This is a genomic window from Rhodobium gokarnense, assembly GCF_025961475.1.
In the GTDB taxonomy this organism is placed as follows: domain Bacteria; phylum Pseudomonadota; class Alphaproteobacteria; order Rhizobiales; family Rhodobiaceae; genus Rhodobium; species Rhodobium gokarnense.
On the sequence record NZ_JAOQNS010000012.1, the window covers coordinates 177528 to 200484 of the forward strand.

Here is a 22957-nt window from a genome sequence, read left to right on the forward strand (position 1 = left end):
AGGCTTGACTTCCCCGGGGGCCAACCCTTAAATCCGCGCACCCAATCGGGCGGTTAGCTCAGCGGGAGAGCACTCGCTTCACACGCGAGGGGTCACTGGTTCAATCCCAGTACCGCCCACCATTGTTTTCGCTCACGGTCAATTCGCTTCGCTCACGACCTCCGCGGGGCCTCGCACCGGCTCGGGCGCGCGGTCGCGCTTGCGAGCCCTTTGGGCTCGGCAGGGCCTGCATGAGACTCCGACGTCATCCCGGCCGTAGCGAAGCGGAGAGCCGCGATCCATTGCCCATCGCACCATTGTAGCCCATCACGGTTCCTGGCCGGCTTCTCTTACGTCAGGTATTGGTGCTCGTTCAGCGCTTCCATCCGCGCCACAGCGCACGAGGGTTTTGCGCTGCGATCGCCAACAGCCCGCCGGCGATCGCCCAGTTCTTGACCATGATCGTGACCTGCCAGGGATCGGCGCGGAGCTGCCAGTGGAACCAGCTCGTGAACAGGCAGTAGGCGGCGAGCGCCAGCGCCCAGAGCCGGATCTGCGGCCCGGAGACGAGGCAGATCGCGGCAATGAGATTGAACAGCGCGACCGGCCAGACCAGCCACGTTGGCAGGCCGATGCCGGCGATCATCTGCTGCACGGGAGCCGGGTCGAGGACCTTCTGGACCGCGCCGCCAAGGAATAAAAGAGCGATCAGGACGCGGCCGGAGATGCTGAGAAAGCTGTTCATTGTCCCCTATCTGCAGCGTCGAGCCGCCCCGGCAAGTCCCATGCAGGAAGCCTCACCGGCATCGCAACGATTCCCCTAGCACTCATTCGGTTTTTTGAATTAATCTTCCCGGACAAGACAAACAAAAAAACCAACCGGGGGGAAACCGACCATGAGGACGAGGTTTCTTGTGACGTTTGCGGTGCTGTGCGCCGCGCTCTTGATGGTGTCCGACGTCGCGTCGGCGGCGGCCGAGACGCTGACATGGCGGGTGCGCAGCGAGCATCCGAACACCGTGGCCGTGGAGTTCTATTCCCAGGACCGCAACACGGCCTGGCCGGGCGACGGCGAGGTCTATCTGATCCGCGACTGGGACATCCACACCTATTCGCTCAACTGCCGGCGCGGCGAATCCATCTGCTACGGCGCCTGGGTGCGCAACCGCAGTTCGACCTATTGGGGCGTCGGCAAGGACAATGCCAGGGGATGCCAGCGCTGCTGCTATGTCTGCGGCGGCGGACGCACCAAGACCCAGGTGCTCAATCCCTGACGCGCACCGGGCCGTAACGGGCATCGGGCCAGGAACAGAAAAGGGGCTCCGCGGACCGCGGAACCCCCCGTTGCCCCAGACATGCGGCGACCGGTGCATGCCGGCGCCGTCCGGGCGGTGCTTGCGGCTACTGCCACCAGCACTGTTTCTTGACGACGACGACCCGTTCGTCGAGGTCCGCGTCGTAAACGGTCGTCGGCAGGTTCTGGCAGACCCGGTAGCGCACCATGCCGGGGGCGCGGGCGCCTTCGACCCAGGGACCGCCGCGGGCTTCGTCGCGGTCGAGTTCTTCCAGCATGGCGCGGTCGGCGCCGGTGTCGCGCCTACCGGCGGAGGCGGAGGTGGCAACGGCCGCAGAGCCGGCGATGGTCAGGGCGATGATGGCCAGGGTGGTCTTCTTGAACATCGGAGTTTCCTTTCGTCGCTGTTCCCTCGAGGACCTGCCCCATCGGCGTCGCCTCGTTGTCCCCAATATGCGGATAGGCGCCGGCGCCGACTGTGACGGCCGTCACGGTTTTGAGGGTTCGTCGCAAGGAAAAGAAAAATCCGCGGAAGCCGGTGGCTTCCGCGGAGGAGTTAGTCCGGCCGCTCGCAGAAGAAGGGAGGCTGCGACCGTCGACAAACAGAGAGGAACCCCGATAGGCCTCGGGACAGCTGCATCAGGACATCCAGGAGGATCGCCGCCGGCTTCCTCGGAACCCAACCTTCCGCGGAAGGAACGCTCCGGCCATCGATCCGCTACGCCACTTGATGGATTCTAATATAAGCGATTACTCAAATAAGAATAGTGTATTTCTGCAACAATGTTAAGCCCAGGTTGCGCGAACCGCTCGTATTTCCGGGGGAATACAATCTATACGCGATCACCCGTTGCAGGAAGGGCACATGACCGCCCTGCGGTTGCACCGTTCTTGACGGAAAACCGGCCGCTTCCGCGACATTCCCGAGGCGTTTTTGGAGCGCGCGACTCAGGTCGCGGCGGCCTGGCGGATGGCCTTTGCGCTGTCGCCGCGGCCGGGCACGACGGGCGCGCCCTCGGCAGCGTCCTCCTCCAGGCCGAGGCCGGAGCGCAGCGGACCCGGCGAGGCGATGAGGTCGGCGAGCGTATAGCCGTCGAGCACCGACAGGAAGGCATCGAGCCCGCGCTGCAGGATCGCCTTCAGGCGGCAGCACCCGGCGATCGGACAGGTGTTGGTGCCGTCGTCGAAACACTCCACGAGGCACAGATTCTCTTCCGTCACGCGGATCACGGCGCCGACATTGATGTCCTCGGGCGCCGCCGACAGCCGGACACCGCCATTGCGGCCGCGGACCGTCTCGATGACGCCAATATGCGACAGGCATTGCGCGATCTTGGTCAGGTGGTTTTCCGAGATCCGGTAGGCCTTGGCGATGTCGGCGATGCGCGACACCGGCCGATCGGACAGCGCGCAGAACATCAAGAGCCGCATCGCATAGTTCGAATGATGTGTGAGGCGCACTGGTTCTGGACTCCTGAACCCATTCCGATGGTTGTATAAATGAGCATTAACGGCGCCGCTTTAGCCGGTGTCAAACGCGTTTGGCAGTTTGGGCGCAGAATCCGGAAAAACGGGACGTAAGGTCGCAATAAACTGGGTTGGAAATTGCTAATTAGCATTGATTTCGATCATAGGGCCCCTGTAAACGACGCATATTAGCGACCTCGAATGGACCCGAGTCGCCATCTCCGAAACATGGCCCGACACATGGAGTGACCCGGATGGAAGCGGTGAATAACGGTGCGCGATTGATACATTTCCCGGTTTCCTTTTTCGCCGTGGTCATGGGCCTGTCCGGCCTCACCCTTGCGGTGGAGCGCATGGAGGCGACCCTCGGCGTGCACCATGTCTGGAGCCTCGGCTTTGTCGTCGTCTCCGTCGCCGCCTTCATCATCATCGGCGCGTTCTATCTGACCAAGCTTTTGCGGCACCGGGCCGCGGTCATCGCGGAATGGAACCATCCGGTGCGCATCGCCTTTTTCCCGGCGATCACCATCGGGCTGATCCTGCTGGCGACGGCGCTCCGCCCCTACCAGGCGGACGTCGCGCGCATCCTCTGGTTCATCGGCACCGCCGGCCATCTCGGGGCGACGCTTGCCGTGATCTCGACCTGGATCGGCCACCGCTCCTTCGAGACGCCGCACATCAACCCGGCCTGGTTCATTCCCGCCGTCGGCAACGTCATCGTGCCGGTCGCCGGCACCGAATTCGGCTATACGGAAATCTGCTGGTTCTTCTTTGCCATCGGGCTCGTCTTCTGGGTCATCCTCCTGGTGCTCGTCTTCAACCGGCTGATCTTCCACCACCCGCTGCCGGAGCGGCTCTACCCGACGCTGGTCATCCTGATCGCGCCGCCGGCCGTCGCCTTCCTTGCCTATATGAAGCTGACCGGCGGGCCGATCGATGCCTTTGCGCGCATCCTCTATTACGCCGGCCTGTTCTTCACGCTGCTCGTCACCATGCAGCTCGACCGGCTGGCGCGCCTGCCCTTCGCCATGTCGTGGTGGGCCTATTCCTTCCCGATGGCGGCGATCACCATCGCCACCTGGGTCTATGCCGCGGGAACGCGGTCGGGATTCCACACCGGGCTCGGCTTTGCCCTTTTCGCCATCCTGTCGGCGATCATCCTGATCCTGCTCTACCGCACCACGAAGGCCATCGCCGGCGGCGAGATCTGCCAGCCGGAATAGCGGTCCGCTCCCCTTCCCCGATGCCGTTCCGGCGCGTGGACCGTTCGTGATAGGCTGGGGCCTTTCCGGTTTCGCGTCGCGCCACATCTTCTGGTGCCGGACGACATCATGGATGGAGGCAAGGCATGGGTATTCTGACACGGGCGACCGCGGCGATTTTCGGGCTGTTGATGAGCGTGCCGGCCGCGCTCGCCAATTCCGGCCTGCCGCACGCGCACTATGCCGGCCAGCAGGACCGGGCCGTCAGCACGCTCTCGGCCGAGGACATCGAGGCGCTCAAGGCCGGCGCCGGCTGGGGGCTGGCGCGGCCGGCCGAATTCAACGGCTATCCCGGCCCGCGCCACATCCTCGACATGGCCGACGAGCTGGCGCTTAGCCCGGAGCAGCGCGACGAGATCACGGCGCTGTTCGATAGGATGCAGGCCGATGCGCAGCGCCTCGGGCCGGACCTGATCGCTGCGGAAACGGCCCTCGACGAGGCGTTCCGGGCCGGCACCATCGACGCGGAGACGTTGCGGGCGCGGGTCGCGGCGGCCGAAGAAGCGCGCAGCAGGCTGCGCGTCGTCCACATGGAGGCGCACCTTGCGGCAACGCCGCTTTTGACGCCGCACCAGCGCCACCTCTACAACACGCTGCGCGGCTATGCCGGCAGCGCCCACGACATGCACCACCCGCACCAGTGACGGGCACGGAGCCTTCCATGAGCCTCATCGACTGGCGCGACTTTTCGGGGACCACGGCGTGGGACGCGCTGGACGTTGCCGAGATCGAGGGGGCGACGGTGCGCGTCCACTGGACCGACGCGCCCTATCGCTGGCACGTCAATGACGGCGAGGAGGTTTTCGTGGTGCTTTCCGGCACGGTCGACATGAAGCTGCGCGAGGGCGGCGTGGAGAAATCCGTCCGCATGACCGCCGGCGACATCTTCCATGCCGGCGTCGGCACCGAGCATGTCGCCCATCCGCTGGAGCCCTCGCGCATTCTCGTCATAGAAAAGAAAGGCAGCGTCTGATGTCCGCGTTTCCCCTGGAAGGTCTTGTCGTCGGCTGGGTCGCGCTGCTCGCCGCGGCCGCGGCGCCGGGCCCCAATCTTCTGGCCGTTGCCTCCAGTGCGCTCGGCAGCGGGCGCCGCTTTGCCCTTGCCGTTGCCGCGGGCGTTGCCGCCGGCACCTTCTTCTGGGCGCTTGCCGCCGTCCTTGGCCTCACCCTCGTCTTTTCCGCCTATCCCTGGTCAACCGACGTCCTGCGTATCGCCGGCGGGCTTTATCTCGTTTTCGTCGGGGCCCGGGCGATCCGGGCCGGCCTTGCCGGCAACGCGGCCCTGATGCGCAACGGCGCGGCTTCGGCCGGCATGGGAAAATCGTTCCTGCGCGGCTTCGTCGTCGTCGCCACCAATCCGAAGGCGATGCTGCTGTGGACGTCGATCGCGGCCCTCGTCGTCGTGCCGGGCATGCCGCTTGCCGTCGCCGTGCTGTTCGCCGGCGTCTCGATGGCAATCTCGTTCGCCGTCTATGCCGTCTATGCGCTGATGTTCTCGCTGCCGCGCCTGCGCGCCGGCTATCGCGGCTTCGCCAACCAGCTCGAGATCGCCTTCGGCGCCGTCTTCTGCCTGTTCGGCGCGCGCCTGCTGGCGAGCCGCTGAGGCGCGTCCGTCACCTCACCGTTCGCTCAGCGCCAGCTTGACGCCGAGCGCCAGGAACAGGGCGCCGAGGCCGCGGTCGAGCCACAGGCCGATGCGGTCGTTGTTCCGCAGGGCACGCACCAGGCGCGCTCCTGCCAATACCAGCGGCGGCTCGATGAAGGCGGCAATCACGATGATCAACATTCCGTGCAGGAAGAGCTGGGCTGAGGCCGGGCCGCTGCCGTCGACGACGAATTGCGGCAGGAACGCCAGAAAGAAAATGCCGACCTTGGGATTGAGCAAGGAGACCAGAACACCTTGCCGGTAGATCGCGGCGATCGGCTTTTCCGTGGCGGATTCGGCAACGAAGCCGCCACCGGAGGAGCGCAGTGCCGCGATGCCGAGCCAGACGAGATAGGCGGCCCCGGCCCACTTCACCACGGTGAACGCCATCGCCGAGGTGGCGAGCACCGCCGAAAGGCCGAGCGCGGCCATTAGCACATGCCCGAAAGCCCCGGTCCAGATGCCGAACATGGCCGCAAATCCGCCCTTGCACCCGCCTCGCGCGGTCTGGCCCAGGATGAAGGCGAAGTCGGGTCCCGGCGACAGGTTGAGCAGAACCGCGGCGGTCAGAAATGCCGACCAATGCAACAGCGTGTAATCGAACATCGGGGGCTCCTTGGGCCGGAACGCGGCTGGGCCGGCGGGGTTGGGCGCGGCCGCGCCCGGGCGGGTATCCGGACAGATCGTGCTTGCCTAGCCCAATCTCCGGGCGCCGGCAAACACCGGCTAATTGTTAACAAAGCCAAGCACACGAATTCGTGATCGACTGTTATTGTTTCATGAAATTGAACAGTCAATCCACGCCGGTCTTATTGATGGCGGACCGCAAGGGTGCCACCTACCGCAGACACGCAACCGTTCCCTTCCAGGAGGTACCCCGCATGATCCGCAACACCGCCCTTGCCGCCGTTACCGCCCTCGCCCTTTCCGGCGCGTTCGCCACCACCGCGTTCGCCGAGCCGGTCGACTACGCCTTCGACAAGACCCACGCCAACATCACGTTCACCATCAACCATCTCGGTTTTTCCACCGCCCATGGCCGCTTCAACACCTTCGACGGCACGCTGACGATCGACGAAGAGGAGCCGGCGAATTCGGCCGTCGACGTGACCATCGCTACCGACAGCCTCGACACCTTTTACGACAAGCGTAACGAGCACCTGAAGAGCAAGGACTTCTTCAACGTCGCCGAATTTCCGGAGATGACCTTCAAGTCGACGTCCGTGGAAAAGACCGGCGATGACATGCTGAAGATGACCGGCGACCTGACCATGCTCGGCGTCACCAAGCCGGTGACCCTTGACGTCACGGTGCCCAAGCTCGGCGCACACCCGATGAGCGGCGCCAAGGCCGTCGGCTTCCATGCGACCGGCACCATCAAGCGCTCCGAATGGGGCATGACCACCTTCGTGCCGGCGGTCAGCGACGAGGTCGACATCGTCATCGACCTGGAAGCCGCGCAGAAATAACTGTCATCGAACATCGGCCGCGATGCCGTAAAGATTGACAGACGGGCGGCGCTGCCCTCCTCTCCTTCCCCCAGGAACGGGTGGCGCCGTCCGACCCTTTCGTCTTGGAACCGAGGCTTTCGACCATGCTGCGCAACACGACATCCGGTTACGGCCTTGTGGCCATCGCGCTCCACTGGCTGATCGCGGCGATGATCGTCGCCATGATCGTGGTCGGCATGTATATGAGCGGTCTGGAACTCTCCGATCCCAACAAGTTCCAGCTCTACCAGCTCCACAAGTCTTTCGGGCTGACGCTGCTCGGCCTCGTCGTCATCCGGCTCGTTTGGCGCTTCTCCAACCCGACGCCGCGGCTACCCGCCACCCTGCCCGACTGGCAGAAGGTCGGCGCGCATCTCACGCACGTGGCTCTCTATTTCCTCCTCATCGCCATGCCGCTGTCCGGCTGGCTGATGGTGTCGGCCTCAACGCTCGGCATCCCGACGCTCTATTTCAATCTCTTCCAGGTGCCGCACCTGCCGGTGCCGGGCTTCCTCGGCGAGCCGGCAGCGGCCGAAGCGACCCTGAAGGAGGTGCACGAGCTGCTCGCCTATCTCCTCATCGTCGTCGTCGTCCTGCACATCGCCGCTGCGCTCAAGCACCATTTCGTCGACCGCGACGACATCCTCACCCGGATGGTGTCGACCGGCCCCGGGCGCTACGGTATCCGCTGACCCAGACCAGAAAAACGACGGAATTCCCATGATCCCTTCCTCCTTCCCGCTGTCCCGCGTCAGGCGCCTTGCCGCCGCGGTCCTCGTTGCCGGCTCGTTCGGCGCCGCCCTTGCCGGCCCTGCCCTTGCGGCCGATGGCTGGATCGTCGACCCCGCAAAGAGCACGGTCGGCTTCACCGCGACCCAGGCGGGCGAGCCGTTCAAAGGCACCTTCAAGGCATTCCAGGCCGACATCACCTTCGATCCGAACGACATGAACGCCGGCAATGTCGACGTCGTCTTCGACACCACCCAGATCGAGACCGGCGATGCGCAGAAGGACGCCAACCTGCCGACGCCGAACTGGTTCAACGCCAAGGCCCATCCGATGGCGACCTTCACGGCGTCGAACTTTTCAAAGACCGGCGACGACAGCTACGTGGCCAAGGGCGAGCTGACGATCCGCGACATCGCCAAGCCTGTCACCCTGCCCTTCACGCTGACCATCGACGGCAACACCGCCAAGATGTCCGGCGAGACCACCGTCAAGCGCACCGACTTCGGCATCGGCACCGGCGTCCCGGTGGAGATGATCGGCGACGATGTCGTCGTCACCGTCTCGCTCACCGCCACCAAGTAGCGGCCGCCGCCGTCGGACCTCCCCGTTTCGAGTTCCACCGCATTTAGACCCATGCGCAGCGGCGCATGGGTTGGCGCGGCGCCATCGCTGGTCTACATACCGGACATCCCCTCCCCGCCAGACCGGGACAAGAATTCCCTGGGAGATATTCCAATGTCCGATCCTGATAGCGCCCCCGAAAGCCCCAACGCAGACCTCTCCCCCTACAAGAAGATGGGCCGCGAGCTGATCGACGAACCGGAGACCCGGATGCCCGCCTTCGACCATACGCCCCTTTTGCCGCTCGGCGCCGACGAGACACCCTACCGCAAGCTCACCGGCGACTATGTCTCGACCTCGCAGTTCGAGGGCAACACGATCCTCAAGGTCGACCCGGAAGGCCTGAGGCTGCTGGCCGAAGAGGCGTTCAAGGACATCAACCACTACCTCCGGCCGGGCCACCTGAAGCAGCTCGCCGCGATCCTCGACGACCCGGAGGCGACGGACAACGACCGCTTCGTTGCCTACGACCTTTTGAAGAACGCCTGCATCTCGGCCGGCGGCGTGCTGCCGATGTGCCAGGACACCGGCACCGCCATCGTCATGGGCAAGAAGGGCCGGCTCATCTGGACCGACGGCAGCGACGAGGCGGCGCTCGCGCAAGGAACGCGCGATGCGTATCTGAAGAAGAACCTGCGCTATTCGCAGCTCGCGCCGCTCTCCATGTTCCAGGAGAAGAACACGGCCAACAATCTGCCGGCGCAGATCGAGCTCTATGCGGAGGGCGAGGACGCCTACAAATTCCTGTTCGTCGCCAAGGGCGGCGGCTCGGCGAACAAGACGTTCCTGTTCCAGGGAACCCCGTCGCTCCTCACCGAGGACCGGCTGCTCTCCTTCATCGCGGAAAAGATCCTGACGCTCGGCACGGCGGCCTGCCCGCCCTATCACCTCGCCGTCGTCATCGGCGGCACCTCGGCGGAGATGAACCTGAAGACGGTGAAGCTCGCCTCCTGCCATTATCTCGACAACCTGCCGACTTCCGGCTCGGAGGCCGGCCATGCCTTCCGCGATATCGAGTGGGAGGAGAAGGTCCAGATACTGACCCGCAAGACCGGCGTCGGCGCCCAGTTCGGCGGCAAGTACTTCTGCCACGACGTGCGCGTGATCCGGCTGCCGCGGCACGGCGCCTCGCTGCCGATCGGCATCGGCGTTTCCTGCTCCGCCGACCGCCAGGCGCTCGGCAAGATCACCTCCGACGGCATCTTCCTGGAGCAGCTTGAGACCGAGCCGGCGAAGTACATGCCGGAGGTCGACGAAAGCCATCTCGGCGGCGACGTGGTCAAGATCGACCTCACGAAGCCGATGCCGGAGATCCTCGCCGAACTGTCGCGCCATCCGATCAAGACCCGGCTGTCGCTGACCGGCCCAGTGATCGTCGCGCGCGACCTCGCCCATTCCAAGCTGAGGGCCCGCATCGAGGCCGGCGAGGACCTGCCCGACTATTTCAAGAACCACCCGATCTACTATGCCGGCCCGGCCAAGACGCCGGAGGGCTATGCCTCGGGTTCGTTCGGCCCGACGACGGCCGGGCGCATGGACGCCTATGTGGACCCGTTCCAGGCCCTCGGCGGATCCATGGTGATGCTCGCCAAGGGCAACCGGTCGCCGCAGGTCCGCGATGCCTGCGAAAAGCACGGCGGCTTCTATCTCGGTTCGATCGGCGGCCCCGCCGCCCGCCTCGCCCAGGACTGCATCAAGAAGGTCGAGGTGGTGGAATATCCGGAACTCGGCATGGAGGCGATCTGGCGCATCGAGGTGGAAGACTTCCCCGCCTTCATCGTCATCGACGACAAGGGCAACGACTTCTTCAAGGAACTCAATCTCGGCTGAGCGGCGCCGAATCATTGCACCGAAGTTGACGTCCGGCGCCTCGACCAGGCGCCGGATACCCGCTTTCTTCCCGCAATCGTTAACAGAACCTTGCCATGGCGGTTACGCGAGGCGCGTGCGGGCGCCCGAAGGCGTGCGTCACCGTGTCCTGTCGACAACACAGCATCCAAAATTCGCAAACGCCGGCCTGATCGCAGAAAAGTCAGTTGCCATGGAATCGCCGCATTATCAGAATGCCGCGCTGTACCGCTTCGCGCCGGCAAGGCCGCTGCGGCCGGGATTCAAACTGACGGACTGAAGGGCTTCAGATGCGAAAATTCACTCTGGCGGCAGCCGCTTTGGCGCTCGTTTTCGGCGCGACGACCTATTCGACCATCGCCGACGCCTACACGGTGCGGCCGGACGGCACCCTGAAGATGCGCGAAGACGGCATCATCAAGGTTCCCGCCTATTTCGGGCGCGGCAGCGGCAAGTCGCCGATCCGGCGGACCGAAGTGTCCTATGACGGCGGCCACCGGCCGGGCACCATCATCATCGACACCAATGAGCGCCGCCTCTACTACGTCATGTCCGACGGCAAGGCGATGAAGTACGGCATCGGCGTCGGCCGTCCGGGCTTCCAGTGGTCCGGCACGCACCGCGTCACCCGCAAGGCCGAGTGGCCGGGCTGGACGCCGCCGCCGGCGATGCGCAAGCGCCAGCCGGGCCTGCCGCGCTACATGCCGGGCGGCCCGAACAACCCGCTCGGCGCGCGCGCCATGTATATCGGCTCGACCATCTACCGCATCCACGGCTCCAACGAGCCCTGGACGATCGGCCAGGCGGTCTCCTCCGGCTGCATCCGCCTCGCCAACGAGGACGTCATCGACCTCTACAAGCGGGTGAAGGTCGGCGACCGGGTCGTCGTCAAGCGCTGAGGCGTTTTCCGAACGCTTGTGTGGACAAGAAGGCCGGTGCTTGGTTAAGCATCGGCCTTTCTTTTTGTCGGTCCCGGCGCCTGGCGCCGGGCAGGGTAGCGTACGAGACGGCATGACGGCAGACATCACGGCGGCAGGCGGCGGAGTTGGCCGGATTCCGGCTGGACGGCGGGCGATCCTCCATATCGGCCTGCACAAGACCGGCACCACCTATCTGCAGCGCTGCCTCTTTGAGAACATCGAGGCGCTTGAGGATCTCGGCTTCTTCTGCCCCTCGCCGTCCGGAAGCCGGGTCGTTGCGGCCCACAATCTCGCCCGCGAGGTGCGCAAGACCAGGCAGTTCGAGCCGAACGGCATGCTCTGGGACCACGTGCTGCCGGCCTTTGCCGCCTCGAACGCCACCACCCTGCTGTTGACGTCGGAGTGCTTCGACCTGTCTCTGCCGCGGCACATCGCGCGCTTTCGCGAGCTGCTGGACGGCATGGAGGTCACCGTCCTCCTGTGCCTGCGCCATCCCATCGACCTCATCCAGTCGATGTATTCCCAGATCACCAAGAGCGAGCGCGACGACGACTTTGCCGCCTTCGTGGAGCACCGGGTGACGAAGGACAACCGGCTCCGCTTCGACCGGCTGCATCGCCAGTGGTCCAAGACGTTCGGCGCGGAGAACGTCCGGGTGCTGTTCTACGAGGAGATTCGGGACACCCTTCTTGAGGTGTTCCTGAGGGAGATCGGCGCGGAGGCGCTTTTGGCGAACGGGGCGCCGCGCCTGCCGGATGCCAAGGTCATCAACGCGTCGGCCGACGAGCGGCTGATCGCGCTCCGGGTCGCCTGTGCGGCGCGGGCGAAGGCCACCGGCATGGATCCGGCGCGCTATCGCGACGAAATCGAGCCGGCCCTCCTGCGCCTCGCCACGCGGCGCGGCTGGACCGACAGCAGGCTGAAGCTGGTGACGCCCGCCCTTGCCGCACGCATCGCGGAAGCCTGCCGGCCGGAGATCGAGGCGCTCCATGAGCGCATCCCCGTGCCCGCCTCCTATTTCACCTTCACGGCCAACCGCGATGCGGCGACGAGCCCCGAAGACGCCCTCATCGACGGGCTCGCCGATGCGCTCCTTACCGGCGACCTCACCGTCGCGGGCGGGTCGCGGCCGTCATTCCTGTCTCGGCTGTTCGGGCGGGGGTAGCGATCGTCGCCGTCACGTTTTCCGCCGGACATCCCCCTTCGTCATCCCGGCCGGAGCGAAGCGGAGAGCCGGGAGCCAATGCCCGGCTCGACAAAGTGGCCCGCATCGGGCGTGCTGTGGCCTCTCGCAGAGCGACGTCCTCGTTCCGCCAACGTCCGGCATACCGCGCTGACAGGGGCAATGGGCCCCGGATCAAGTCCGGGGTGACGGCTGAGTTTTTGGCTAGCCAAAGCACTCCACATGCCGCGTAATACCAAGGCCCAGAATGCCGTCTGCCCCCGGCCAAACGCACCGCGCTTACGGCTCCCGCGAAAGGCCCTGGGCTTCGAGCTCGCCCAAATAGCGCTGCCACAGCGCGTCCTGGCGGTTTCCGACGTCCCAGAGATAGTCGTAGGTGTAGAGGCCCGTGTCGTGCAGGTCGTCGAAGGTGATCTTGACGGCGTAGTTGCCGACCTGTTCCAGCGACAGGATCTCCACGTTGCGCTTGCCCGGCACGGTCTTGCGCTGGTCGGGCGAGTGGCCCTGCACTTCCGCGGAGGGCGATGCGATGCGCAGGAACTCGGCCGGAAGGGCGAAGGTCTCGCCGCTGTCGAAGCCCACCGTCAGGGTGCGCCGGTCCTTGCTGAGCCGGATTTCCGTCGGCCAGGGATGGTCATCTGTCGTCACGATCTTTGCTCTCCCGCGGTTTTTCAATTCGTTATACCGGTCATAGGCTTTTGACTTCGCATGGCAAGCCGGAGCGTATATATGTGTGCGCCGAAGGGTGGTCAAAGGGGCGCAACCGCGCCACATCGTCAGGGCGCACGCGCCCTGCCGCGTTGCCGTCGACAGAGAAACCGCCCCGGCGCCGAAAGCTGCGCCGCAAGAAACCCCTCCGGCCGCAGGAGTATCGAATGCCTTTCGATCCCGACCTCGTCCCCACCGGCGCAAAGCTGACCGACCCGTTCGGGCGCGACGTCACCTATCTGAGGGTCTCCGTCACCGACCGCTGCGATTTCCGCTGCGTCTACTGCATGGCGGAGAACATGACCTTCCTGCCGAAGCGCGAGGTGCTGACGCTGGAAGAGCTTGAGCGCCTGTGCAGCGCCTTCATCCGCAAGGGCGTCAAGCGCATCCGCATCACCGGCGGCGAGCCGCTGGTCCGCAAGGGCATCATGGAGCTGTTCCGCTCGCTCGGCCGGCACCTCGATGCCGGTACCCTCGACGAGGTGACGCTGACCACCAACGGCTCGCAGCTTGCCCGCTTTGCCGGCGAACTCGCCGATTGCGGCGTCAGGCGCATCAACGTCTCGCTCGACACGCTGGATGCGGACAAGTTCCGCTCCATCACCCGCCGCGGCGACCTTTCCAAGGTGCTGGACGGCCTTGAGGCGGCGGACCGCGCCGGCATCGCCATCAAGCTCAACATGGTGGCGCTGCGCGACTTCAACGAGGCCGAAATCGAGCCGATGCTGCGCTTTGCCCATGGCCGTGGCTACGACATGACGCTGATCGAGACGATGCCGCTCGGCGAGATCGACGACGACCGCTGCGACCGCTACCTGCCGCTGTCGGACGTGCGCGCGATGCTCGAGGAGCGCCTGACGCTCACCGAATCCGCCTATTCGACCGGCGGCCCGGCGCGCTATGTCTCCGTCGCGGAAACCGGCGGCCGGCTCGGCTTCATCACGCCGATGACCCATAATTTCTGCGAAAGCTGCAACCGGGTCCGGGTCACCTGCACGGGCATGGTCTATCTCTGCCTCGGCCAGAACGACTGCGCGGATTTGCGCGAGCCGTTGCGCGCCTCGGAGGGCGACGAGCTCCTTTCGCGGGCCATCGACGATGCGATCTCGCGCAAGCCCGAGGGCCACGACTTCGTCATCGACCGGCAGAACGCCGGGCCCAACGTCATCCGCCACATGTCGGTGACCGGCGGCTGATTGCCGCCGCGGGAGCGCTTTCCCGGGCTTTCCCCGATCTTTAAGGTTGAACCGGCGCATCGCCCGCCAACCGACGTGGGTCCGTTACCGCCGTGTTCGACTTTGCCCGCCTTCAAGAGACAGCCGTCGGCCGCAACATGGCCGGCGCCCTGGCCATGCTGGTCTCCGGGCTCGGCTACACGGTCAACGACGCCTTCACCAAGACAGTGTCGGACCACCTGCCGACCGGCGAGATCATCTTCGTCAGGGGCATCTTCGCCTCGGCGATGATCGTCGCGATCCTCGTCGCCACCGGTTTCTACCGGCGGGTGCGGGTGCCGCGGTCGGCGGCCTTTGCGACGCGCATCTTCGGCGAGGTCGGCGCCACGGTGCTGTTCCTTGCCGCGCTCTTTCACATGCCGATCGCCGAGGCGACCGTGATCCTGCAGATCGCGCCGCTGGCGGTCACCGCGGCCTCGGCCGTCTTTCTAAAGGAAGCCGTCGGCTGGCGACGCTGGACGGCGGTGACCATCGGCTTTTGCGGCATCCTCCTCATCGTCCGGCCGGGTTTTTCCGGCTTCGACGCCTGGGCGCTGGTGGCGCTCGCCGCGGTCGTCTTCATCGTCATCCGCGATCTCTCCACCCGGCTGATCTCCGCCGACATCCCGACGCTGACGATCACCATGATGACGACCTTCACCATCACCGTGCTCGGCCTTGCCATGGGCGCTCTGGAGACCTGGGTGATGCCGACCGCTGCCGAGGTGTTCTTCCTCTTTGCCGCGGCGGTCTTCATCATCATCGGCTACTTCTTCATCATCGTCGCCATGCGCGTTGCCGATATCGGCTTCGTCTCGCCGTTCCGCTACGCCATCGTGCTTTATGCCGGCATTCTCGGCTATGCGATCTGGGGCGACGTGCCGGACCTGCCGATGGTCGTCGGCGCCGCCATCGTCATCGCCACCGGCATCTACACCTTCCACCGGGAGCGGCTCGTGCGCCGGACCGATCCCGAGGCAGCGCCGTCTCCGCGCCCGCCGGGGGCAGGCCCGCCGCTCGCCAACGGCTGACCCCCATCGACGGCTTGCCCCCACCGACGGCTTACCCTTGTCGACGGCAGTTGCCTTCTGCGGCCGCCGGGGAATATGTTAGCGGCAAGGTGCCGCAGCTTCCCCCGTCGCGGCCTGCCTCCCCTCATTTTGAAAGCCCCCCATGCCGCCCGCCGTTGCCGACACTTCGATTCGCCCGCCGTCGCTCGCCATCCTGATCGCGGTCTCCTGGATCAATCCGCTGGCCCTCAACATCTTCGTGCCGTCGATGCCGGGGATGATCGTCGCGCTCGACACGTCCGCAGAGGTCGTACAGCTCACCCTGTCGCTCTATCTCGGCGCCGTGGCGGTGTCCCAGCTCATCCTCGGCCCGCTCTCCGACATGTTCGGCCGGCGCCCGGTGGTGCTCGCCGGCATGGCCCTCTTCATCGTCTCCAGCCTGATCTGCGCGATGGCCGGTTCCGTCGAGGTGCTGATCGCCGGGCGCATCCTGCAGGCCGCCGGCGGCTGCTCCGGCATCGTGCTTGCCCGCTCCATCGTCCGCGACCTGTTCGAGCAGGAAAAGGCCGCCTCGATGATCGGCTACGTCACCGCGGGCATGGCGATCGCGCCGCTCTTTGCGCCCGCCATCGGCGGCGTACTGGACCAGTTCTTCGGCTGGCGCTCCAGCTTCTTCTTCGTTGCCGCGCTCGGTGTCGCCGTCCTCATCGCCGCCTGGTTCAACCTGTCGGAGACAAACGCCAATCGCGGCCGCTCCAGCGGCTTTGGCCGCATGTTCGACGGCTTTGCGATCCTTGCCCGCTATCCGCTCTTCTGGGCCCATTCGCTGACCCTGATGATGACGACGGCCGTCTTCTTCGGCTTCCTCGGCGCCGCGCCGTTCATCTCCTCGCACGTCATGCACCTGACGCCGAGCCAGTACGGGTTCTATTTCGCGCTCATCGGCGTCGGCTACATGACCGGAAACATGTTCTCCGGGCGCTACGCCTCGCGGATCGGCACGCGGCGCCTGATCGGCATCGGCACGGTGTTCGCCCTCATCGCGGCCCTCGTCATGCTTGCCGGATTTCTCGCCAACTTCTTCCACCCGATCGCCATGTTCGGGCCCATGCTGTTCATTGGCATGGCCAACGGCATGGTGATCCCGGCGACCATGTCGGGCGCGGTCAGCGTCCGGCCGGACCGGGCGGGTGCCGCCTCCGGCCTTGCCGGCAGCCTGCAGATCGGCGGCGGCGCCATCGCCAGCTACATGATCACGACGCTGATCACGACGGAGAGCGGCGAGATCATTGCGCTACCGCTGGCCGTTGCGGCGACCTCCTTCGCCTCGGCTGCCCTTGTCTGCGGCATGGCCACGCGCTTTCTCCATCGCAGCGATTGAGTCAATGAACTGACACAACCATCCGTCTTACTGGCGGTTTTTGCACCTCTTGCAGAGAGCCTTCCGGCGCTTGACGCATCGGTTGAACACGATCCAGGTGCGAAGAAATCGATTCCGTTCCGTGCGGTAATCTGCTGAACGGGAAGTGGTTTTTGCCCGGCGCCGCCCGGCATCGCTGCATTGCCTCTTCGGCTCCGGAAACGGCTGATCCCGGTCCAAAACCCGGACAAAAGAAAACGGCTGCGGAAGGGATTCCGCAGCCGTCGTCAAATGATTGCCGTTGAACGGTTTTCGTCAGTCCATGACGATCTTCGGGGCGGCGCGCTGGCGGCCCTCACGGGTCGTTACCTGCTCCCACACCTTGGCGGCGATGTCCTTGAAGATCCTGGCGTGCGGGCCGTCCGGCGCGGAGACGACGACCGGCGTGCCGGCATCGGACGTCTCGCGGATCTCCATGTGCAGCGGCACCTCGCCGAGGAACGGCGCGCCGAGCTTTTCGGCCTCCGCCCGGGCGCCGCCATGGCCGAAGATGTCGGACCGCGTCCCGCAGGACGGGCACAGGAAGTAGCTCATGTTCTCGATGATGCCGAGCACCGGCACGGACACCTTCTTGAACATGGCAAGGCCCTTGCGGGCGTCGATCAGGGCCAGGTCCTGGGGCGTGGAGACGATGACGGCGCCGGCGAGCGGCACCTGCTGGGCCATGGTGAGCTGGGCGTCGCCCGTGCCCGGCGGCATGTCGACGACCATGACGTCGAGCTCGCCCCAGTCGACCTCGCGCAGCATCTGGGTCAGCGCCGACATCACCATCGGCCCGCGCCAGATCATCGGCGTGTCTTCTTCGACGAGGAAGCCCATGGACATGACCTTGAGGCCGTAACCCTCGAAGGCCTTCAGCTTGCCCTCGGCGGGCGGCTCCGGCATGCGCTCGATCTTGAGGAGCCGCGGCAGCGACGGGCCGTAGATGTCGGCATCGAGCACGCCGACCTTGAGGCCGTTCGCCTGCAGGCCGAGGGCGAGGTTGATCGCCGTCGTCGACTTGCCGACGCCGCCCTTGCCGGAGGCGACCGCGATGATCGTCTTGACGCCGTCGACGCCGGGCTTTGCCGGATCGGAACCGGGCGCTGCCGGGCGTGCCTGCTGCGGCGCGGCCCCGCCGCTGCCGGGCTTCCTCTCCGCCGTCAGCGCGACCATGACGCTCTCGACGCCCGGAATCCGCGACACCACCTCCTCGGCGGCCTTGCGCATCGGCTCCAGATCGTTGGCCTTGTCGGCATCGACCGTGATGGAAAAGGCGACCCGGCCGCCGGAGACGAAGATGTCGGACACCAGCCCGAGCTCTACGAGATCGCTGTTGCCGTCCGGTCCGCGCACCTTCTGCAAGCGTTCCAGAATCACTTCCTTGGTGACTTCACTCATTCTTGCCGTCCCTTTGTCCCTTTTTCCCGCCGCACCAGCGCCGGCTTATATTCGAAACCGGTAATGTAATTCCCGCGCCCGCAGCGTCAATGCGCCGGCCTTCTGCCTTGGGTAAATCCCCGGGCTCAAATTGTGAAGTTCGCAATACCGAATTTTCACGTTTGTCGCGGGGCACACTTGCCGCAGGGCGGAAGACTTCTCATAACCACATGATGCCCGATCACATGTTGTCCAGCGTGGTGGCCGAAATCGCTTCCCTGTCGCGGGACAGGGCTGCCGGCCGATGGCGGCGGGAGGCGAGCAGATGACGTCCGGCCGCGATCCCTCCCCTGACCCGTCGCGCGGCCCGATCACCGGCCTCGACGAGACCCTCCTCAACGATCCGGCCCGCTATGCGCCGATCGTTGCCGGCTGCGTGCTGGCCGGCGGCAAGTCCCGGCGCATGGGCGGCGGCGACAAGGGGCTCCTCGACCTCGGCGGCCGCCCGATTCTCGCCCATGTGGTGGAGCGGCTCGCGCCCCAGGTCGGCGCGCTGGCGCTTAACGCCAATGGCGATCCGGCCCGGTTCGCGGACTTTGATCTGCCGGTCATCGCCGATCCCGTCGAGGGTTTTGTGGGACCACTCGCCGGCATCCTGGCCGGCATGCTGTGGGCCCGCGAGGCCGCCCCCAAGGCCTCCTTCCTGGTGACGGCGGCGGGCGATACGCCGTTCTTTCCCAAAGACCTCGTTGCCCGCCTCGTCGGCGCTGCCGGCTATGCGGAGAATCTCATCGGCCTTGCCGTTTCCGGCGAGCGGCTGCAGCCGGTGTTCGGGCTCTGGCCGCTCGGTCTGGCCGACGACCTCCAGGCCTGGCTGACGGCCGAAAAGAGCCGAAAAGTGCAGGATTGGGTAGCGCATCATACGAAAGTCGAGGTACGCTTTTCCGGTCCTCTCATCGACGGCATCGAAATCGATCCGTTTTTCAACATCAATGCACCGGAAGACAAAGAGACGGCTGAAGCCGTCCTGGAAGGACTGACAGCATGACGAAACTCTATGGGGCCGGCGACACGCCGGTGGTCGGCGTGACCGGCTGGAAGAACTCCGGCAAGACCACCCTGGTGGCGCGCGTCGTCGCCGAACTGACCAGGCGCGGCTACACGGTCTCCACCGTCAAGCACGCCCACCATGCCTTCGACGTCGACCATGAAGGCACCGACTCCTACAAGCACCGCGAGGCCGGCGCCGTCGAGGTGGCGCTCGTTTCCGGCTATCGCTGGGTGCTGATGCACGAGAACCGCGACGGCGAGGACGAGCCGGGCCTTGCCGACTTCCTGCCGCGGATGGCGCCGCGCGACATCATCGTCGTGGAAGGTTACAAGCGCGAGGATTTTCCCAAGATCGAGGTCCGGCGTAGCGACGCGCGAAAGCACGATCCGCTGGCGCTGACCGACCCCACGGTGATCGCGATCGCCTCGGACCACCCGGTCGAGGAGACCGACAAGCCGGTGTTTGACCTCGATTCCATCTCCGAGATCACCGATTTCATCGTCGAGACCTTCGCGCTGCGCACGATCGCGCCCGAGGACAAAGATGCCGCCCAATAACAGGCTGCCCGATAGCAGGCTCAAGGACGACTGTTTCGCGACCGACCGGGAGTGCCTGACCCACGGCGAAGCCCTGGCGCTGCTGGAGGCGCAGGTCGGTCCGGTCGTCGACAGCGAGACCGTGCCGCTCGCCGCCGCCGGCGGGCGGGTGCTCGCCGAGGAGATCGTCGCGCCGCGCGACGTGCCGCTCGCCGACAACACGGCGGTCGACGGTTACGCCTTCAGCCATGCCGACTATGTCGCGTCGGAAGGGCGCCTTCCCGTCTCCATGCGGATCGCCGCCGGCCATCCGGCAGGTGCCCCGCTCGCACAAGGAACGGCGGCGCAGATCTTCACCGGCGCGGTGATGCCGCCGGGGGCCGATACGGTCGCCATGCAGGAGGACTGCCGGATCGACGACGGCGAGCCGCCGGTCGTCAACGTCCCGCCCGGCCTGAAACAGGGCGCCAACCGGCGCCGGGCCGGCGAGGACGTTGCCGCCGGGTCGGCGCTTCTGACGCCGGGGTTGAGGCTCCGGCCCCAGGACGTCGGCGCCATCGCGTCCACCGGCAAGGCCGAGGTAACGGTCTATCGCCGGCTGCGCGCCGCGCTCGTCTCCACCGGCGACGAAATCGTCCGACCGGGCAATCCGATCGCGCCCGGCCAGGTGTTCGACGCCAACCATTACCTGCTCTCAGAACTCCTTGCCGCCGCCAATGTCGCCGTCAGCGACCTCGGCGTCCTCGCCGACGACCCCATCCTCATCCGGGAACGCCTCGCCGAGGCGGCAAGCTCCCACGACGTCCTCATCACTTCCGGCGGCGTCAGCCATGGCGGCGAAGACCACCTTGCCGATGCGGTCGCAGCCCTCGGCTCGCGGCATCTCTGGCAGCTCGCCATCAAGCCGGGACGGCCGGTCAGCTTCGGCCAGATCGGCGACTGCATCGCCGTCGGCCTGCCGGGCAACCCGGTCGCCGCCTTCGTCTGTTTCCTCAACTACGCCATGCCGGTGCTGTCCGCGATGGGCGGCGCCGGGTTCCAGACGCCGATCCCCTATCGCATTCCCGCCGCCTTCGATTTCGCCAAGAAGCCCGGGCGGCGCGAGTTCCTGCGCGGCATCCTCAACCGCGACGCCGACGGCCATATGGTGGTGAAGAAGTTCGCCCGCGACGGTTCGGCGCTGATCTCCTCGCTGCGCGAGGCCGACGGGCTCATCCTCCTGGCCGAGGACACGACCGCGGTCGCAGCGGGCGATGTGGTCGAGTTCGTCCCGTTTTCCGCCTACGGCATCGCCGAACGCACGCTTTAGCCATGACATTTGATGTTCAGCAACTTGAAACCATGAATTGCAATACTGGGGCCGGAACGCATATCGCGGGAGTCCCCGGCGGCCCGCCGGCGGCGCTAGAGCCAAAGGACAGACGATGCGACTGCTGAGCGCCGCCCTGGCGGCCATTGTCGTCCTGGCAGCCTCACTGCCGGCGACGGCAAAGGACTGGAAGACATTGCGGATCGGCATCGAGGGCGCCCATCCGCCGTTCAACTATTTCGACGCGCTCGGCGAGCTGCGCGGCTTCGATGTCGATGTGGCGCGGGTCATCTGCGCCAAGCTCAAGGCCGAGTGCACCTTCGTCGTCCGCGACTGGCCGGACATCATCGACGGGCTGACCGCCGGCGCCTTCGACACCATCATCTCCTCGCTGGCGATCACCGAGGAGCGCCGCAAGCGGATCGCCTTTTCCAAGCGCTACTACCGCACGGCATCCGTCTTCGTCCTGGCCAAGGCGTCTGCGATCACGGTGTTTTCCCGGACCGCCCTCGATCACCGCATCATCGGCGCGCAGGAAGGGACGATCCACCGGAGCTTTCTGGAAGAGACCTACTGGAGCACGACCGTCCGCCCCTACCCAACGGAGGAAGAGGCGTTCCTCGACCTTGCAGCCGGCAGGATCGACGCGGTCTTCGTCGACAAGCTGGCGGCGACCTACTGGCTCGCCAAGCACGACGACGGCCGCTGCTGCAAGATCGCCGGCCCGGAGATGACCATCAGCCAGGGCATCGGCGTCGGCCTGCGCAAGGAGGACGAGGACCTGAAGAAGAAGATCGACGGAGCGATCGACGCCATGCGGGCCGACGGCATCTACGAGATCATCAACGCCAAGTATTTTCCGTTTTCGATCTACTGACCCCACCCCCGGCCGCAACACCGCGCCGTGCGCCCGCTGACAGCGTCGGCGCGATGGGCTAGAACGGGAGAAACCCTTGCGGGCGGCGGCCGCCGACCCGCCTATCAGCCACGACAGGAAGCGCGGAGCGGCAAAATGGCGAAAGTTGCATTCATCGGCCTTGGCGTCATGGGATACCCGATGGCGGGCCACATCAAGGCGCGTGGCGGCCACGACGTCACCGTCTACAACCGCACCAGCGAAAAGGCCGAAAAATGGGTGGCCGAGCATGGCGGCGCCCATGCGCCGACGCCAGCCGCGGCCGCCAAGGGCTGCGACTTCGTCTTTGCCTGCGTCGGCAATGACGACGACATCCGCCAGGTGACGCTCGGGCCGGACGGCGCCTTTTCCGCCATGAAGGACGGCGCGATCTTCATCGACAACACGACGGCGAGCGCGGAGATCGCCCGCGAGCTCGACGCCGTGGCCCGCGAGCGCGGCTTTGCCTCGCTCGATGCGCCCGTCTCCGGCGGCCAGGCCGGCGCGGAGAACGGCGCCCTCACCGTCATGGTCGGCGGCGACCAGGCCGTTTTCGACAAGGCCAGGCCGGTGATCGACTGCTACGCCAAGATGGTCGGCCTGATGGGCCCGGCCGGTAGCGGCCAGCTCACCAAGATGGTCAACCAGATCTGCATCGCCGGCCTCGTCCAGGGGCTCTCGGAAGGCATCCACTTCGCCAAGACCGCCGGCCTCGACGTCGCCGCCGTCATCGACGTCATCTCCAAGGGCGCGGCCCAGTCCTGGCAGATGGAAAACCGCTGGAAGACCATGCTGGACGGCAAGTTCGACTACGGCTTCGCCGTCGACTGGATGCGCAAGGACCTTTCAATCTGCCTCTCGGAAGCCCGCAACAACGGTGCAAGACTGCCAGTGGCGGCCCTCGTCGATCAGTTCTACGCTGAGGTGCAAGCCATGGGCGGGAAGCGCTGGGATACGTCGAGCCTGATTGCCCGGCTGGAGAATGCGGAGAAGGGGTGAGGACGAGTTTCTATTGACT

Annotated in this window: 25 protein-coding genes and 1 tRNA gene; 20 read left to right on the forward strand and 6 right to left on the reverse strand. The window is 65.8% G+C overall.

Going from position 1 to position 22957, the window contains the following annotated elements; all coding sequences use genetic code 11:
• The first annotated feature begins 47 nt into the window (after nt 1–47).
• Nucleotides 48–122 (forward strand) — tRNA-Val (locus M2319_RS19085).
• 230 nt (nt 123–352) lie between these two features.
• Here the strand turns inward: M2319_RS19085 and M2319_RS19090 are convergent.
• Entirely contained in the window at nt 353–724 is a 372-nt protein-coding gene (locus tag M2319_RS19090) for a DoxX family protein (protein WP_264603053.1), read from the reverse strand.
• A gap of 151 nt (nt 725–875) precedes the next feature.
• Between M2319_RS19090 and M2319_RS19095 the strand changes: the two genes are divergently transcribed.
• The gene (locus M2319_RS19095) at nt 876–1253 is read left to right on the forward strand and encodes a hypothetical protein (RefSeq protein ID WP_264603054.1); all 378 of its coding nucleotides are present in this window, start codon (nt 876–878) and stop codon (nt 1251–1253) included.
• A gap of 127 nt (nt 1254–1380) precedes the next feature.
• On the opposite strand, the gene M2319_RS19100 is transcribed toward M2319_RS19095, so the two are convergent.
• Both M2319_RS19100 and M2319_RS19105 read right to left on the reverse strand, forming a co-directional pair.
• A complete protein-coding gene (locus M2319_RS19100) occupies nt 1381–1659 on the reverse strand; it encodes a hypothetical protein (protein ID WP_264603055.1) in 279 nt (92 codons plus the stop codon).
• 562 nt (nt 1660–2221) lie between these two features.
• Nucleotides 2222–2734 carry an Rrf2 family transcriptional regulator gene (locus M2319_RS19105; RefSeq protein WP_264603056.1) on the reverse strand — a complete coding sequence of 171 codons (513 nt, stop codon included), beginning with the start codon at nt 2732–2734 and terminating at the stop codon, nt 2222–2224.
• 260 nt (nt 2735–2994) lie between these two features.
• Between M2319_RS19105 and M2319_RS19110 the strand changes: the two genes are divergently transcribed.
• The 4 genes from M2319_RS19110 (at nt 2995) to M2319_RS19125 (ending at nt 5604) form a co-directional block, all read left to right on the forward strand.
• Nucleotides 2995–3963, forward strand: coding sequence for an SLAC1 anion channel family protein (locus M2319_RS19110; protein ID WP_264603057.1), 969 nt, complete (start codon nt 2995–2997; stop codon nt 3961–3963).
• Between the two features lie 125 nt (nt 3964–4088).
• Nucleotides 4089–4646 carry a Spy/CpxP family protein refolding chaperone gene (locus M2319_RS19115; RefSeq protein ID WP_264603058.1) on the forward strand — a complete coding sequence of 186 codons (558 nt, stop codon included), beginning with the start codon at nt 4089–4091 and terminating at the stop codon, nt 4644–4646.
• 17 nt (nt 4647–4663) lie between these two features.
• Nucleotides 4664–4975 (forward strand): cupin domain-containing protein, encoded by a 312-nt coding sequence (locus tag M2319_RS19120; RefSeq protein WP_264603059.1) that lies wholly within the window; start codon nt 4664–4666, stop codon nt 4973–4975.
• Nucleotides 4975–5604 carry a LysE family translocator gene (locus M2319_RS19125; RefSeq protein ID WP_264603060.1) on the forward strand — a complete coding sequence of 210 codons (630 nt, stop codon included), beginning with the start codon at nt 4975–4977 and terminating at the stop codon, nt 5602–5604. Before M2319_RS19120 ends, M2319_RS19125 begins: the two co-directional genes overlap by 1 nt.
• Nucleotides 5605–5619: 15 nt before the next feature.
• Here the strand turns inward: M2319_RS19125 and M2319_RS19130 are convergent, their stop codons facing one another.
• Nucleotides 5620–6252 carry a LysE family translocator gene (locus M2319_RS19130; RefSeq protein ID WP_264603061.1) on the reverse strand — a complete coding sequence of 211 codons (633 nt, stop codon included), beginning with the start codon at nt 6250–6252 and terminating at the stop codon, nt 5620–5622.
• A gap of 275 nt (nt 6253–6527) precedes the next feature.
• Here M2319_RS19130 and M2319_RS19135 point away from each other — a divergent pair, with 275 nt between their 5' ends.
• The 6 genes from M2319_RS19135 to M2319_RS19160 all read left to right on the forward strand — a co-directional run bounded on the left by M2319_RS19135 (nt 6528) and on the right by M2319_RS19160 (nt 12419).
• Nucleotides 6528–7115 (forward strand): YceI family protein, encoded by a 588-nt coding sequence (locus M2319_RS19135; protein ID WP_264603062.1) that lies wholly within the window; start codon nt 6528–6530, stop codon nt 7113–7115.
• 125 nt (nt 7116–7240) lie between these two features.
• Nucleotides 7241–7828: a cytochrome b gene (locus tag M2319_RS19140; protein WP_264603063.1), complete on the forward strand. Its 588-nt coding sequence runs from the start codon at nt 7241–7243 to the stop codon at nt 7826–7828.
• Between the two features lie 28 nt (nt 7829–7856).
• Nucleotides 7857–8447: a YceI family protein gene (locus M2319_RS19145; protein WP_264603064.1), complete on the forward strand. Its 591-nt coding sequence runs from the start codon at nt 7857–7859 to the stop codon at nt 8445–8447.
• 249 nt (nt 8448–8696) lie between these two features.
• The gene (locus M2319_RS19150; RefSeq protein ID WP_264603095.1) at nt 8697–10316 is read left to right on the forward strand and encodes a fumarate hydratase; all 1620 of its coding nucleotides are present in this window, start codon (nt 8697–8699) and stop codon (nt 10314–10316) included.
• 308 nt (nt 10317–10624) lie between these two features.
• A complete protein-coding gene (locus tag M2319_RS19155; protein ID WP_264603065.1) occupies nt 10625–11233 on the forward strand; it encodes a L,D-transpeptidase in 609 nt (202 codons plus the stop codon).
• Nucleotides 11234–11345: 112 nt separating this feature from the next.
• Entirely contained in the window at nt 11346–12419 is a 1074-nt protein-coding gene (locus M2319_RS19160) for a hypothetical protein (protein WP_264603066.1), read from the forward strand.
• 297 nt (nt 12420–12716) lie between these two features.
• On the opposite strand, the gene M2319_RS19165 is transcribed toward M2319_RS19160, so the two are convergent.
• On the reverse strand, nt 12717–13085 hold the full coding sequence (locus M2319_RS19165) for a DUF971 domain-containing protein (protein WP_264603067.1): 369 nt from the start codon (nt 13083–13085) through the stop codon (nt 12717–12719).
• A 227-nt stretch (nt 13086–13312) separates the two neighbouring features.
• On the opposite strand from M2319_RS19165, the gene moaA reads away from it, so the two are divergent.
• The 3 genes from moaA to M2319_RS19180 all read left to right on the forward strand — a co-directional run bounded on the left by moaA (nt 13313) and on the right by M2319_RS19180 (nt 16750).
• On the forward strand, nt 13313–14341 hold the full coding sequence (moaA, locus tag M2319_RS19170) for a GTP 3',8-cyclase MoaA (protein WP_264603068.1): 1029 nt from the start codon (nt 13313–13315) through the stop codon (nt 14339–14341).
• Between the two features lie 92 nt (nt 14342–14433).
• The gene (locus M2319_RS23230) at nt 14434–15390 is read left to right on the forward strand and encodes a DMT family transporter (RefSeq protein WP_264603069.1); all 957 of its coding nucleotides are present in this window, start codon (nt 14434–14436) and stop codon (nt 15388–15390) included.
• A gap of 142 nt (nt 15391–15532) precedes the next feature.
• Nucleotides 15533–16750, forward strand: coding sequence for a multidrug effflux MFS transporter (locus M2319_RS19180; protein ID WP_264603070.1), 1218 nt, complete (start codon nt 15533–15535; stop codon nt 16748–16750).
• A gap of 294 nt (nt 16751–17044) precedes the next feature.
• Here the strand turns inward: M2319_RS19180 and apbC are convergent, their stop codons facing one another.
• Nucleotides 17045–18169 carry an iron-sulfur cluster carrier protein ApbC gene (gene apbC, locus M2319_RS19185; RefSeq protein ID WP_264603071.1) on the reverse strand — a complete coding sequence of 375 codons (1125 nt, stop codon included), beginning with the start codon at nt 18167–18169 and terminating at the stop codon, nt 17045–17047.
• A gap of 304 nt (nt 18170–18473) precedes the next feature.
• On the opposite strand from apbC, the gene mobA reads away from it, so the two are divergent.
• From mobA to M2319_RS19210, 5 genes are all read left to right on the forward strand, one after another.
• Nucleotides 18474–19196 (forward strand): molybdenum cofactor guanylyltransferase MobA, encoded by a 723-nt coding sequence (gene mobA / locus M2319_RS19190; RefSeq protein WP_264603072.1) that lies wholly within the window; start codon nt 18474–18476, stop codon nt 19194–19196.
• Nucleotides 19193–19756, forward strand: a complete 564-nt coding sequence (mobB, locus tag M2319_RS19195; RefSeq protein ID WP_264603073.1) for a molybdopterin-guanine dinucleotide biosynthesis protein B — start codon at nt 19193–19195, stop codon at nt 19754–19756. The genes mobA and mobB overlap by 4 nt, the downstream gene beginning before the upstream one ends.
• On the forward strand, nt 19743–21044 hold the full coding sequence (locus M2319_RS19200) for a molybdopterin molybdotransferase MoeA (RefSeq protein ID WP_264603074.1): 1302 nt from the start codon (nt 19743–19745) through the stop codon (nt 21042–21044). Before mobB ends, M2319_RS19200 begins: the two co-directional genes overlap by 14 nt.
• A gap of 115 nt (nt 21045–21159) precedes the next feature.
• Complete coding sequence (locus tag M2319_RS19205; RefSeq protein WP_264603075.1) at nt 21160–21921, forward strand: transporter substrate-binding domain-containing protein; 762 nt, start codon at nt 21160–21162, stop codon at nt 21919–21921.
• A 27-nt stretch (nt 21922–21948) separates the two neighbouring features.
• Nucleotides 21949–22938 carry an NAD(P)-dependent oxidoreductase gene (locus M2319_RS19210; RefSeq protein ID WP_264603076.1) on the forward strand — a complete coding sequence of 330 codons (990 nt, stop codon included), beginning with the start codon at nt 21949–21951 and terminating at the stop codon, nt 22936–22938.
• Nucleotides 22939–22957 lie beyond the last annotated feature (19 nt).